This is a genomic window from Winogradskyella bathintestinalis (assembly GCF_030407435.1).
In the GTDB taxonomy this organism is placed as follows: Bacteria; Bacteroidota; Bacteroidia; order Flavobacteriales; family Flavobacteriaceae; genus Winogradskyella; species Winogradskyella bathintestinalis.
In genome coordinates this window covers 1-14,167 of sequence record NZ_JASDDK010000008.1, presented here as the reverse complement: position 1 = coordinate 14,167, position 14,167 = coordinate 1, and the positions used below count along the sequence as shown (strand labels likewise).

The 14,167-nt window shown below is 35.7% G+C and carries 8 protein-coding genes; 2 read left to right on the top strand and 6 right to left on the bottom strand.

Annotated features, from left to right (window positions below; all coding sequences use genetic code 11):
• The first annotated feature begins 168 nt into the window (after positions 1 to 168).
• Positions 169 to 957, top strand: a complete 789-nt coding sequence (locus QMA06_RS14800; RefSeq protein WP_290207681.1) for a DUF6503 family protein — start codon at positions 169 to 171, stop codon at positions 955 to 957.
• Here the strand turns inward: QMA06_RS14800 and QMA06_RS14795 are convergent.
• From QMA06_RS14795 to clpB, 5 genes are all read right to left on the bottom strand, one after another.
• Positions 940 to 1,455: a SixA phosphatase family protein gene (locus QMA06_RS14795; RefSeq protein ID WP_290207680.1), complete on the bottom strand. Its 516-nt coding sequence runs from the start codon at positions 1,453 to 1,455 to the stop codon at positions 940 to 942. The two genes, QMA06_RS14800 and QMA06_RS14795, sit on opposite strands and share 18 nt — an antisense overlap.
• A gap of 67 nt (positions 1,456 to 1,522) precedes the next feature.
• Complete coding sequence (gene deoD, locus QMA06_RS14790; protein ID WP_290207679.1) at positions 1,523 to 2,221, bottom strand: purine-nucleoside phosphorylase; 699 nt, start codon at positions 2,219 to 2,221, stop codon at positions 1,523 to 1,525.
• 30 nt (positions 2,222 to 2,251) lie between these two features.
• A complete protein-coding gene (gene deoC, locus QMA06_RS14785) occupies positions 2,252 to 2,911 on the bottom strand; it encodes a deoxyribose-phosphate aldolase (RefSeq protein ID WP_290207678.1) in 660 nt (219 codons plus the stop codon).
• 656 nt (positions 2,912 to 3,567) lie between these two features.
• The gene (locus QMA06_RS14780) at positions 3,568 to 3,957 is read right to left on the bottom strand and encodes a hypothetical protein (RefSeq protein ID WP_290207676.1); all 390 of its coding nucleotides are present in this window, start codon (positions 3,955 to 3,957) and stop codon (positions 3,568 to 3,570) included.
• Positions 3,958 to 4,133: 176 nt separating this feature from the next.
• Positions 4,134 to 6,740, bottom strand: a complete 2,607-nt coding sequence (clpB, locus tag QMA06_RS14775; protein ID WP_290207675.1) for an ATP-dependent chaperone ClpB — start codon at positions 6,738 to 6,740, stop codon at positions 4,134 to 4,136.
• 289 nt (positions 6,741 to 7,029) lie between these two features.
• Here clpB and ytxJ point away from each other — a divergent pair, with 289 nt between their 5' ends.
• Positions 7,030 to 7,407 carry a bacillithiol system redox-active protein YtxJ gene (ytxJ, locus tag QMA06_RS14770; RefSeq protein ID WP_290207674.1) on the top strand — a complete coding sequence of 126 codons (378 nt, stop codon included), beginning with the start codon at positions 7,030 to 7,032 and terminating at the stop codon, positions 7,405 to 7,407.
• A gap of 85 nt (positions 7,408 to 7,492) precedes the next feature.
• On the opposite strand, the gene QMA06_RS14765 is transcribed toward ytxJ, so the two are convergent.
• Positions 7,493 to 14,167: LamG-like jellyroll fold domain-containing protein (locus QMA06_RS14765; RefSeq protein ID WP_290207673.1), on the bottom strand; the 6,675-nt coding region annotated here is incomplete at its 5' end.

The window sequence follows — 14,167 nt, the reverse complement described above, 5'->3', positions numbered from 1 at the left end:
AATATTGAGAGTACCGTATTAATTGCAGTAAATACGTGTTTAATTTTATTTCATAATTTGTTGAGGTTCAAATAAACAAAGATCAGTCAGTAATTCTTTAAGTTGAATTTATGATATTAATGTAATCTTATTAATAGTTTTACGACTTTAATTTAAAACCAATTTTAAATGAAAAAATACCTCCTATATATTTTTGTTGCTGTGCTTTTTGCGTGTAATAACGAAAATTCGAATGCGGTTAAGCAAGAAGTAGAAAACAGTAATAAAGTGCTCACAGCCAATGATATTATCGATAAATCTATTGAAGTATCGGGAGGTGATAATTTTAAAAGATCGAGTCTTAAGTTTGAGTTTCGAGATACATATTACCAGGCTTTACGTAAAAATCATGAGTTTCTTTTAGTAAGACTGACCGTAAATAATAAAGATTCTATTTTCGATATGTTGAGTAATGTAGGTTACGAACGGTATAATAATGAAGCGTTTGTAAAACTAGACGATTCTATTGCTAAAAAATATGAAGCGTCTGTAAATTCGGTACACTATTTTTCAGTTTTACCATACGGTTTAAATGACAATGCAGTGAATAAAACGCTTCTAGGAAATGAAAATATTAAAGGCAAGGATTATTATAAAATTAAGGTGACTTTTAACGCTGAAGGTGGAGGTGAAGATTATGAAGATGTGTTTATCTATTGGGTTGATAAAAGTGAATTTAAAGTGGATTATTTAGCTTATTCATATCATGAAGAACATGGAATAGGTTTGCGCTTTAGAGAAGCTTATAATGAACGCTACGTTAATAGTTTACGCTTTGTAGATTATAATAATTATAAACCCGAAGATAACACTATGTCTCTCGAAAATTTAGGCAAAGCTTTTGAGGACAATCAATTAAAATTATTATCTAAGATTGAACTTGAAAATCTTGAAGTACAACTAATCAATAACCAATAATTGAGAATTTTTTCCCGTTTTAGTAACTGTTACAACATATAGATTAGCATTGTTGTCATCTGCTATATCTTTATACTTTTCTTGGCCTAATAAATTATTTACAAACTTCGGAGTTGTATTGCTGTGACCAACAATTAAGACAGTTCCTCCTTTAGTTTTATTTAGAAATTCTTCCATCTTTATGACCGATGGATTATATAGCTGAAGTTCAAGCCCGTTAGCGTTTGCCGTGGGCTTTGCTGTTTGTTTTGTTCTATTGTAATCCGTCGTATAAACCGCATCAAATTTTACATCTTTAAAATAAATTGCCCAATGGCTTGCGCGTTGTAATCCTGCTTCAGTTAAATCAGGGTTTTTATTACGGTGATCAGTTCGATCCTTTTCGGCATGTCTAATTAAATAATAAGTAGACACTGCGCTATCTTTATTTTCGGTTTTCTCTTTACAAGAAGAAAAGTTAACAAAGATTATAAGAAGTATTAAGAATAGTTTTTTCATTTTGTTTTGAAGAAATATTTTTTTCCGACTAAAGTAAGCTTTTCTATAATAAAATCGGAAGTTAGTCTTAAGCCAAATCTAGAGCAATTTCAATCATACTTCTAAACGTAGTTTCTCGTTCTTCACTGGTTGTGGTTTCTCCTGTAACGAGAGAATCTGAAATGGTCAAAATGGCTAAAGCATTCACATTATGTTTGGCAGCTATAGTGTATAGCCCTGCGGCTTCCATTTCCACACAGAGTACTCCAAACTTAGCCCATTTTTTGAAAATCTCTTTATCGTCTTGGTAAAATTCATCTGAGGATAATACGTTACCAGCTTTTATCGCTATATTATTAACTTTAGCCGCATTTACGGCCTTCATAAACAATTTAAAATCTGCTGTCGGGGCAAAATTAGCGCCACCAAACCTAGACTGGTTAATGCCAGAAGACGATGAGGCGGCCATAGCTAATACAACATCTCTAATTTTTACTTCTTTTTGATATGAACCAGCACTACCAACTCTAATCAGGTTTTTTACACCATATTCCGTAATAAGTTCGTGTGTATAAATAGAGATACTCGGCACACCCATTCCTGTTCCCATTGTAGAAATACGTTTGCCTTTGTAGGTCCCTGTATAACCTAGCATACCTCTAACTGTATTGAAGCATTTGGGATTTTCAAAAAATGTCTCAGCTATCCATTTCGCTCTTAATGGATCTCCGGGTAGAAGTATGGTCTCTGCGATTTCGCCTTTTTTGGCTTCAATGTGTACACTCATGCATCAAAGTTAAATAAAGTGTTTCAAATATTACGATGCGTGAGATACGAGGTTGTTCATCATTGCAACTCCTGCTGAAGCGCCAATTCTATCCGCTCCAACCTCTATGTATTTTTGCGCTGTTTCTGCATCTCTTATGCCTCCTGAGGCTTTTACCTTTAATTGATTTTTAACTGTTTTTCTCATTATTTTAACAGCAGTTAAGGTGGCTCCACTTTTAGAAAAACCTGTTGAGGTTTTTACAAAATCCGCATCAGCGTCCATACAAATTTCACATGCTTTAACGATCTCATTTTTAGAAAGTTCACTAATTTCAAGAATAACTTTTAATGTTGCAGGTCCCATAGCACGCTTTACGGCACTAATGTCTTTTAATACGGCGACATGGTTCTGACTTTTAAGACGACCGATATTCATTACCATATCGATTTCGTTAGCACCTTGTTCAATCGCAGTTTTGGCTTCAAATACTTTAGCACCTGTAGACATTGCTCCTAATGGAAACCCAACCACCGCGCATATCTTTACTTCAGATTGGCCTAAAACTTGTTTTGCTATGGGAACATAACAACTATTAATACAAACAGCGTAAAAATTATATTTTAAGGCTTCTTCGCATAATCTAAGAATGTCGGCTTCTGTTGTTGATGCACTTAATAAGGTATGATCTATATATTTATTTAATTCCATTTGTTTTGTCGAATTTAGGGTTTGTGATAATGTACTTTTTTATCTGTCATTTTAACAAATTGAAAAAGTTTTAATGAGTTTAAAAATTAACTATAGTAATTCTCTATAAGTAGAGGGATTACTTACAAGATTAATAAGTCTTGCCCGTAGTATCGGGAGTGTTGGAATTAAATAGCTCGACAAAATTAATATTTTATCCGTTAAAATGCCTGTTAAATTCTTAGATATTTTTATGCGTTTCATCGAATAGTTGTTAAAAAACTCTGAAATGTTTTCATTATTAGGTTTGTAGAAAATAATTTAATTTGGGATAATTACTCGATCTAATTATAATTCATGTGCGTCATAAAATCTACATTAAAGACAGTTGCATAAAAAAAAATAATAACGTTGCTGCTGTAATCCTTGTGGCTCTGTTTCATTATGTTCTAATCTATACTAAGTTAGCTTAATGTTTAAAAATGAGAATGTGTTTCCTCTAACGAAATTATGGTACATCAAAGCTTTCTTTCACGGAAAAGAGAAATGAAGGTATTAAGCTAAAATCAATAAATTGCCCTTTTTAAGAAAGAGGACTTCCTTGCGATGCTTAATTCTTTAAAATTTAAATAATAGGATTTAGAATATGCATTAAAATTTTGAAGTAATACAGAATATTATTTGTTAGCCCCCTCATTTTCAGGTAAAGTTAATTTATTTGCCCAAATAATAGCATCATTGATAGTATCAAAAATCTCAAATGGGTTATCATAAAACTGGCGCTCATACTCAGCATTTCGTCGCATTAAGTGGTTTTTAGGAACTATTGCAATGGCAAGAATATTGGGTATATCTTCGACCTTTTTATAAATTAAAGGATCTACGGTGTAAGAGTTTACTCGATTAGATATATAAACTATATCACGACCGCTAAAATGCTCTTGTACAATTTCGTTTAGTTCTTTGTCATGAGGGGCTTCAATAGTAACGCCCTCGCGTATTTGATTAATGATATAGTGATCGAACAAATAGATTTCTGCATCCTTTAAATTGTAGTGTTTAATCATAGCCTATTGCTGTTTCCTTAGTATATTGAAGACGTATAAAGATAGTAGAATGAAATGAAAAAGCAACACTCCTTTCAAAAATATGAAATTTGTGTTGCTCTTTATCAACCAATCACTAAAAAGACGGTTCTTAACTCATTATGTTACGGTTTATATCAAAATTTATTTTAGATACATTACAATTTATCAGTAACTAAATCACTTTGATTTCTAAAAACCAATTGTCTATCAAATTCATCCAACAGAATAATACTATCTGTAGTAACTTTACCAGCTAAAATTTCTTTACTCAATTGATTGAGTACGTCTTTTTGAATCACTCGTTTTACAGGTCTTGCTCCGTATTCTGGATGATAGCCTTTTTCTGCTAAATAACTGACAGCTTCTGGGGTGGCATCAAAGGTAATTCCTTGCTGTGCTATCATCTTTGTTATGCCTTTTAATTGCAACCCTACGATATCAGTAATGTTATCTTTAGATAGAGGCGTGAACATAATAGTATCATCAATACGATTTAAAAACTCTGGTCTTACACTTTGTTTCAACAATCCTAAGACGTCAACTTTAGCAGCTTCCATGGCTGAAGGAATATCTTTTGTAGCTTCAAAACGTTCTTGTATAATATGACTTCCCATATTTGAGGTCATAATTATAATCGTGTTCTTAAAATCTGCAATTCTACCTTTATTATCTGTTAAACGTCCTTCATCTAGTACCTGTAATAGAATATTAAATGTATCTGGATGCGCTTTTTCAATTTCGTCTAGTAAAACTACAGAATATGGTTTTCTACGTACGGCTTCAGTTAACTGCCCCCCTTCATCATAACCCACATATCCTGGAGGCGCCCCAACTAATCGGCTAACTGCATGACGTTCTTGATATTCACTCATATCAATCCGAGTCATAGCGTTTTCATCATCAAACAAATATTCTGCCAGCGCTTTTGCCAATTCCGTTTTACCGACACCAGTCGTTCCTAAAAACAGGAAGGTTCCAATAGGTTTATTAGGATTTTGTAGTCCTGCTCTAGAGCGTCTAACTGCATCACTAACGGCCTCAATCGCTTCTTCTTGTCCGACAACGCGCTTGTGCAATTCGTCTTCAAGTTTCACTAATTTTTCACGATCACTTTGCAACATTTTGGTCACAGGAATTCCGGTCCATTTTGCCACTACGTCAGCAATATCCTCATAAGTTACTTCCTCTTTAATTAATGAGGTGTCTTGTTGTTCGGCTAAATCTTTCTGAAATTTTTCGAGTTGCTCATTGGCATCTTTAATTTTTCCATATCGTAGTTCAGCCACCTTACCGTAATCTCCATCACGCTCTGCGCGTTCCGCTTCAAGTTTATAATTTTCAATATCTTGTTTTATATTCTGAACGTTTTCAACAACTTCTTTTTCAGATTTCCATTTGGCATTAAGCTCATTGCGCTCTTCTTTAAGATTTGCCAAATCAGCCTTTAAACTTTTTAATTTAGATTCATCTTTTTCACGCTTAATCGCTTCATGTTCAATTTCAAGTTGCATGATTTTACGATCGAGAACATCCAATTCTTCCGGCTTAGAATTGATTTCCATGCGTAATTTTGAAGCCGCCTCATCCATTAAGTCTATCGCTTTATCTGGAAGAAACCGATTGGTTATATAGCGCTCCGATAATTCTACCGCCCCAATAATGGCTTCATCTTTAATTCTAACCTTATGGTGTGTTTCGTACTTTTCTTTAATACCTCTAAGAATAGAAATGGCGCTTTCGGTATCGGGTTCATTGACTGTTACTTTTTGAAAACGACGTTCTAAAGCTTTATCTTGTTCAAAATACTTCTGGTATTCATCTAACGTTGTGGCACCAATGGCTCTCAATTCACCTCGCGCTAATGCGGGTTTTAAAATGTTAGCGGCATCCATAGCTCCTTGTCCACCGCCAGCACCTACTAATGTGTGAATCTCATCGATAAATAGCACGATATCGCCATCGCTTTCTGTGACTTCTTTAATTACGGCTTTTAAACGCTCTTCAAACTCACCTTTATATTTCGCACCAGCAATTAGAGCCCCCATATCTAAAGCAAAAATCTGTTTGTCTTTTAGGTTTTCTGGGATGTCACCATCAATAATTCGGTGCGCTAAGCCTTCTGCAATAGCCGTTTTTCCCGTTCCAGGCTCACCAACTAAAATCGGATTGTTTTTGGTTCTACGTGATAAGATCTGAAGAATTCTTCGTATTTCTTCATCACGACCAATTACTGGATCTAATTTACCATCTCTAGCCAACTGATTTAAATTCTTAGCATATTTACTCAGAGAGTTATAAGTTTCTTCCTGACTTTGAGAAGTAACTCTGTCTCCTTTACGTAATTCTTCAATGGCGGTATTTAAGCCTTTTTCAGTAACACCTTGATCTTTTAGGATTTGTGCAATTTTACTTTTAGATTTAAAAATAGCTAGAATTAAATGTTCAATCGACACATAATCATCATTCATCTTTTTAGCGATGATTGAGGCTTCGTTTAGCGTTTTGCTAGCTTCTCGAGAAAGCATAATTTCTCCACCAGTAACTTTAGAAAAACTTTCTAATGCCGCACCCAATACTTGTTGAAGTAGGGGCATGTTCACATTTAATTTTTTAAGAAGAAATGGTAGCACGTTTTCATCAACCTCAAAAAGGGCTTTAAAAATATGCTCATTCTCTATTTGCTGATGACCTAAACCTTGCGCAATTTGTTGTGCTTGCTGTATCGCTTCTTGCGATTTAATAGTATAATTATTAAAATTCATCTTATTATATTTTTTATCTTAGAGTTCAATGGTTGTAACCATTATTTTTGAAATGATCCAACAACAGCGCTCCGAAGAACGTTAATTTTTTATTATTCTTTGTTTATCTTTAGTCAATTATCTTACCAATTTGAAAACGTAAGAATTAAGCGACAAAATGTCTGATTCAGTGATTTATGAAATGACGTTTTGTCGTGATGTAAGATTACAATTTTGTTTCGACTTAAAGTATGATATAAGTCAACTATGTATTTTCAAACTAAGCAATCAATAATTAAAAGGAAAATTTATGTTCAAAAAAATATTCGGTTCATCAGAACCTAAAAAGGAAAAGATATTGCCATGGCAAGCATTAACAGATATTTCGCAATTAGATGCTATTGTAGAAGCTTCTAATACTAAAACCCAACTGATATTTAAACATTCTACACGTTGTGGTATTAGTAGTATGGTAATGAAACAGTTTGTTTCGGCCTATGATTTAGATAGCCATATTGATTTGTATTATTTAGATTTATTGAGTTACAGAGATGTGTCTAATGAGGTGGGGTATAAATTTCAAGTTATGCATCAATCTCCTCAGCTCTTAATTATAAAAAATGGATTAGTGGTAGCGCATGAAAGTCATGGCGCTATTAATGAATTGGATTTAGAGCAATACAGCTAAATTCAACGCGCAATTATTTATATAAAAAAAGCCCTCAAAATCGATAAGATCTTGAGGGCTATTTATTTTAAAGAACGAATTACTATTAATATTTAATAATGATCTTTCTATTGAAAACACCAGTATTCGTTTCTGCTTTTATAATATAAGCTCCTTCCGATATGTGTTTAACAGGTATCTTAATATCATGAGACATTGGTAAGTTAGTCGCGTTCCATGACGCTACCGTTTGGCCAGCTACATTAATTAAGTATAGTTGCTTAACTTCAACAGATGGTGGTGTCTTTACATAAATCTCATTGGTTTGATGTAAATACCTTACGATCACATTATCAAATTCATCTTTTATTACAGATAAGGTCTCATCTTCTTGGAATACAAGAAAGAATCGATCACTATAAGTTCCAGCTTCTAAATTCATTTGGAAATTAACATCATTGAATCTCGTGTATGTGCCTAATACATTATCGTAAATGAATACATCAATCGCTTCATCGAAATTTTCAAGACTGTCCAAAGCAATTTCAATCGCTCCGCCTTCAGTTACAATATCTAAAGGATAGGATTTAGCAACATCAAAATGACCAACACCTTGAATAACATATTTCTCTCCCTCAATATTAAACGACATGTCACTAGGAAGAGTTTCAGTGTTTAGTGCATCATACCCATAATCAAAAGCATCGGTAGCATTATCATTATCCATAAAACCAATGAGTAGATGTCTAGTGGCATTTTCCGGAGTTATAAAATCTATTCTGATAAATTGATTTTGCTCTTCATTGTCATTAGTAGAAGTTGTCTGGGTTGTTGGATTAGCATTTCTGAGAAACACAGAGCTTGGACCTTCTTTAAAATAAACACGTTGGTTATTATCAAATGTTATTTGTCCACCTGTATTGTTACCAGTAACATAAAAACCTTGCGCTACAGGTATAAATTGACCAGGTCTTTTTTCAGCATTTCCTCCTCCAAGAATTCCTGTAGGCGTCACGGCTGCAACAGCACCTGTTCTGTTTAAAACGGCATAACTCCCTTGATAATCCCTATACACATGTGTATTATTTGAAGGTGCATGTTCCCAGAAGGAAATAGAGCCATCTTTTAGAACCGTATTATTGTTATCTATAAAAACGTATGCATCCAAAGCAGAAGGATATGGGTTACCTACCAGAGCTTGGTGACCACCCGTCACCTCGATTTCTATCTTACCGTTGTTTGGTTGTCCTTTAAATACATAATTTTGGCTGGTTCCAGCACCGGCGCTACCTTTCATTAAATAGCCAAGACCGACCTTTATAGCATGATTTTCGTTGATTCGATTCCATGCTGCATAATTATTTGCGAGATAATTTTCATACAGGTAGAGCCATCTTCGCGTAATAGAAATTGGAGTTGACGGAATAGCATCATGGCCATTAATCCATGTGATAGGTTGTGGGTTAGCAGGATTGGTGCCATCTAACAAAGTACCCGCAATAGTATATGTAGTACCATCATCGCTCACCGGTGAACTCCAATAATTATAATTATATAAGTTTGTGGTTCCTTGTTGGTCGCGTTCTAGACTTCCAACTCCTGAATAATCTACCCTACTTCCCATAGGTTGTACTAACTGTGATTCTCCGACTAAATCTAAAGTGCCATCTATTTTAAGGTATTTCTCAACATTTAACGGTTGATCATTACCAATGCTCAGTCTATCACTATCCACTATTAACCCAAGAACAGTTGTTTCTAAAAGTAAATTGGCTGGTGTGCTTCTGTATGTTGTAACATTGGTCGCTGTTCTTACAATATTCCAAGTTTGGAGGTAACCAGGTCTTATATTGTTTTCTATTGAGTTCGGTATTTGTTGTACTGAACTCGCGGACCAGGTTGTGGCATTGTCCCAAGAATTATGTAACCTTGAAATATACGGTATCGGAGCCGTTTCATCTTGCATGACTGTCATAGCATTTAATTTTCCAGGAACAGGATCGAATGTAGAAATATCATTAACATTACCACCCGTAACGCTAGTCTGCGGACCTGTGTTCATTTGGTAGTAGCCTCTTAAATTATTCCAAGCTAACGGTCCAGTGATATCTAGAGGAACAACTTCTCCCATAACATTAGCATTAGCATCATTTTGCTTTATTTCTTGGTTCATCATTTCACGGATCTGAGCTTGAGATAATTCAGTATTCCATATCCGTACTTCGTCAATGCCACCATCAAAATAATTCATTGGTGAATTCCCTGTTCTGTCCATAGCACCAACTAAAGCTTTATTTGTATTGGTTAGTGGAGAAGCACCTGCAGTTAAGCGTACTTGGAAACCATCGATGTAAAGCGAGTATCTAGTACCGCTAAAAGTCACAGCCACATGATACCATTTATTGGTATTCATATCTTGTCCAGCAATAACGGCACTGTTATTATAGCGGAACTTTAAACTATTCCCTTCAAGACTTAAATCATAACCAGAAGCCGTTGATGTACCATTTCTTTTTGAAAATATGGTTTTAGTTCCTGAAAAATTATCCGGTTTAATCCATGCTTCAATGCTAAACTGGCCATTACCGGGATTATAATTATCACCAAAGTTGATGTAATCATCACCACCATCAAAGACTAAGCTTGAGCCACAATCTGGGATGGTAACGTTCATAGTAGCAACCGTATTTGCTGTACAAACACCGGTGTTAATTGCTTCCCATTCTAAAATATAAGTCTCACCACTTTCTCCTGTAAATGTTGCATTGTGGTCATTTATATTTGAGAAGAAATAAGTATTTACATCTTGACCAGAGGTTACATTCCACTGTCCAGTAACGTTATTACCAGTTAGGGTGACTGAATTAACTTCGCAACCTCCTGTGATTTGATTACCACTAGTTGTTGCAACAAAATAAGGTGTAATTTCAATATCGATTGATGCTTCTGCTACAATACACGGCCCATTTATTCCAGCTCCATCCGGATCATTAGAGGTAAACGTTAAGGTAACACTTCCTATTTCATTAGTTCCGAAGTTATATATAGCACTTGTGCCATTTCCAGAACCACCGGTAAAAGTACCTGTTCCACTAGATGACCATGTCCCTATTGTAGCACTACCACTAAGAGTTACATTTAAGGCAAGTGTGTTTTCAGATTGACAAATGGTTTGTGGTAATGTTATAATTGAAACTAATGGTGCTTCATTTACTACGATTTTTCCACTTGATGTTTTTGGCGTACCACATCCACCAGTTGTAGATAGTGTATAGGTGTAATTACCAGGCAAACTTGGTGTGCCAGAAATTGTATATCTCACACCATCAAAAGTTGTTATCATTCCTGCAGGCATGGTGTTATTTGGAAAAGGACTAGTGCCTAAGTTGCTACCGTCTAACTGCCATTGTATATTGGCACCACTACTGCCACCACCTACATTATAATATATATCTTCAATTGCTGTATTTTGACAGACAATTTGATCATTTATAATTTCCGGTGGAGATATAGGTATAATAAATGGATCGAGAGAGCTAAAGGAAATGTCATCAATACCAAAGTCATTTCCATTTGTTCGCGAGTTTAAGTTTCTAATTTCAATAGTTATTGTTTGTGGACCTGACCAATTTGGTGACAACCATGTCCCATAAAAACGTTGCCAATTATCTGTACCTGGGTTATTGTTATTAGCACGGTTAGGTAAGCGTTCAGCGATACCTACGTTTGTACCATTAACATTGAACGTTAATTGAGCTCTATTTCTCCAATTCCCTTGATTATTTAAGCTCATTCCCCAAGCAGAAAAATAATATTCTGTATTAGGCTCAACGGTTATTTCCTGTTGCCATACAACAAGGGTATTTCCATGACCATTAACTGCCATAAAATTACCCGAACTTGTGGTGTGATCATATCCCCAAAAATTGGTATGAACATTTTGCCCATTTGTTGTAATAGAGTATCCATTGTTACCATTATCATTATAAAGTTCTCCTTGATTAGCAGGAACAAGCCCAGGAAGGTCCACTTTATAATTGTAATCGCTATTAAATCCAGTATTTCCTAATTCAAAATCTCCATTAACAACAAGTTCAGTGGCGATATCTATGGTAGCAGATGCTGTACACCCATTAGGTGCTGTTGCAATAACTTGATAAGTTCCTGCTGTATCTACAAAAGCAGTATCCGAAGTATTACTATGACCTCCATGAGTATAACCAGGATCACCGGGATTTAGATAAGTAACAATCCATTGCCAAGTGGTTCCAGGTATTGAAGATACAGCTGTAATTTCTACTTCATTGTTATGTGGGGCAGAAGGGCAAAAATTGGTAAGAAAAGTAATTTCCGGTGACGGTAATACATTAACCACCACTGTATCTGCAACAGGGCAGCCAGCAGTGTTTGTTGCTGTAACTTCGTATATCGTAGTAACATTAGGATTAACCGTAATTTGAGGTAAGTTTGTTGCTCCAGAAAGACTAGAATTATCACCAGATACTACTGCCCAGTTATAAGTTACATTTGCAGGTGCAGCAGAAGCTGCTTGTACCTGAAAATTATCAATTAATACATGCGGATTAGTTCGGTCGATATATTCAACAGCCCACCATCTTATTCTCGTAGAGTAAGTAGATCCATCATTAACACTTAATCTAATTTGCAAATTATTTACATTCGCAACGCCAGATAAAGTAGAATAATATGAAAACCACCCGTCGTTATAATCAGGGCCACCAGTTCCAGCGTTTAAAAGTCTTGCAGGAGTATCGGCGGCATTCCAACTAGCACCATTATTTGTGCTGTATTCTACAATTATACTTTTGTTAAGACCACCAGCATCCATACGTTTGGCATCAAAATATATCTCAAAGTTCTCATAAATTGGTAGTGCAGTACCTCCTAAAGCAAAAGTCCAATTTCCACTATCATCTGAGCCACCAGGATTCCACCAAGATTCTGGTCCGTCTTGCCAATCATCAAATTGAACTAAAGCTCTACCTCGATTATTTGCTACAAAAGCAGGTGGTGTAGTTATTGCACGCCCATACGCAGAACGGTTATAATTAATATTGGAACTATTAATAGTACTAATGATACCTGGCGCTTCTTGGCCATTTGAATTTCCATAATTACTACCAGAATTAAAATTGTAATTAACTAGTACGTCCGTGGTCGATCCCGTACCAGGTACGGTAACTGTTAAAATACTGTCATCGCCAGCACAAACTGAATTTGGTGAAGCAGTGACAGAAGTAATAACAGGGATTTCTAATACTTCAATAGATGTTGAGGTCGCAGTACAACCTGTTGTTGAGTTTGTAAATGTAAATGTTGCCGTTCCTGTACCTACACCTGTAATGTCACCAGCATTATTTATGGTTGCCACAGCATTGTTACTACTTGTCCATGTACCTCCTGTGGATGGTGATAATGTATGTGTTTCACCTTCGCAAATTTCATTAGCTGTAGGATAATTACCTATCACGGGTAAAGCATCAATAGTAACACTGTTGGTGGTATTGCTACAACCCGTTGTCGCATCAGTAAATGTAAACGTTACTGTACCCGGACTTACAGGGGTAATATTTCCACTATTAGAAATGGTAGCAACGCCTAGATTATTACTTACCCAAGTACCGCCAGTAGATGGACTTGCCGATTGGGAGTTGTCGTCAATACAACTGCCAAGCGTACTGACACTGACCACCGGTAATGGATGCACTTCAATAGAAAGCGTATTACTTTGTTTTGGGTCACATGTCGATAGATCCGTAGTCATTCTTACAAAAATCGTATAATCAGCTGTTGGAACTGAAGATGGTGTAAATGTTGGACCAGCTGTTGTGCTTTCAAAAGATCCATTTATGTACCAATCATAAAATTGAGTCGTTCCTGCATTAACAGGTGTGGCGGTAAACGTTAAATTTTCTCCTAAACAAATTTCATCATTAGCGTCATTAGACACTATGGCTACGCTAGAGCTTGCTCCAGGATCTAAAACCGTTACTGTAGTTGTGCAAGAATTTATATTGTCTGAATCATCAATGACACTCAGTGTTACGGTATTGGTTCCTAAATCTGAACAATTAAAAGTTTGAATATCTAAAAACCTACTAGAAATACCACAGTTGTCCGTAGATCCATTATCGATTTGCGCCGTAGTGATAGAGGCACTACCTAAAGCGTCTAGTGTTATGGTGAGGGGTTGACAAATTACGACTGGTGGAGTTGTGTCTTCGACTGTTATAATTTGTGTAACATTAATTGAATTGTTGCTGGCATCAGTTACACTGTAGGTTCTGGTAATTACTTCTGGATTGAATCCTGTTGAAATATCACTAACATGAGCCACGATAATTGGACCCGTACAGTTGTCGGATTCATCAGTTACCACAGTAATATCTACAGCAGGTACATCAGTAAGACATTGCACATCAATATCCGCAGGATTAGAGGCTGTAGGATCGGTATTATCAAGAATATTAATGTTTTGGAAAACATTAATAGAGTTTCCACTCGCATCCGTTACCGAGTAAGTTCTAATAATAGTTCCGTTGTTAATAGCAGGATCCGCAGTTTGACTGACAAAAGCGACAGTAGGAGTACCACAATTATCAGCTTCATCAATTACTACAGTAATATCTACAGCAGGTACATCAGTAAGACATTGCACATCAATATCCGCAGGATTAGAGGCTGTAGGATCGGTATTATCAAGAATATTAATGTTTTGGAAAACATTAATAGAGTTTCCACTCGCATCCGTTACCGAGTA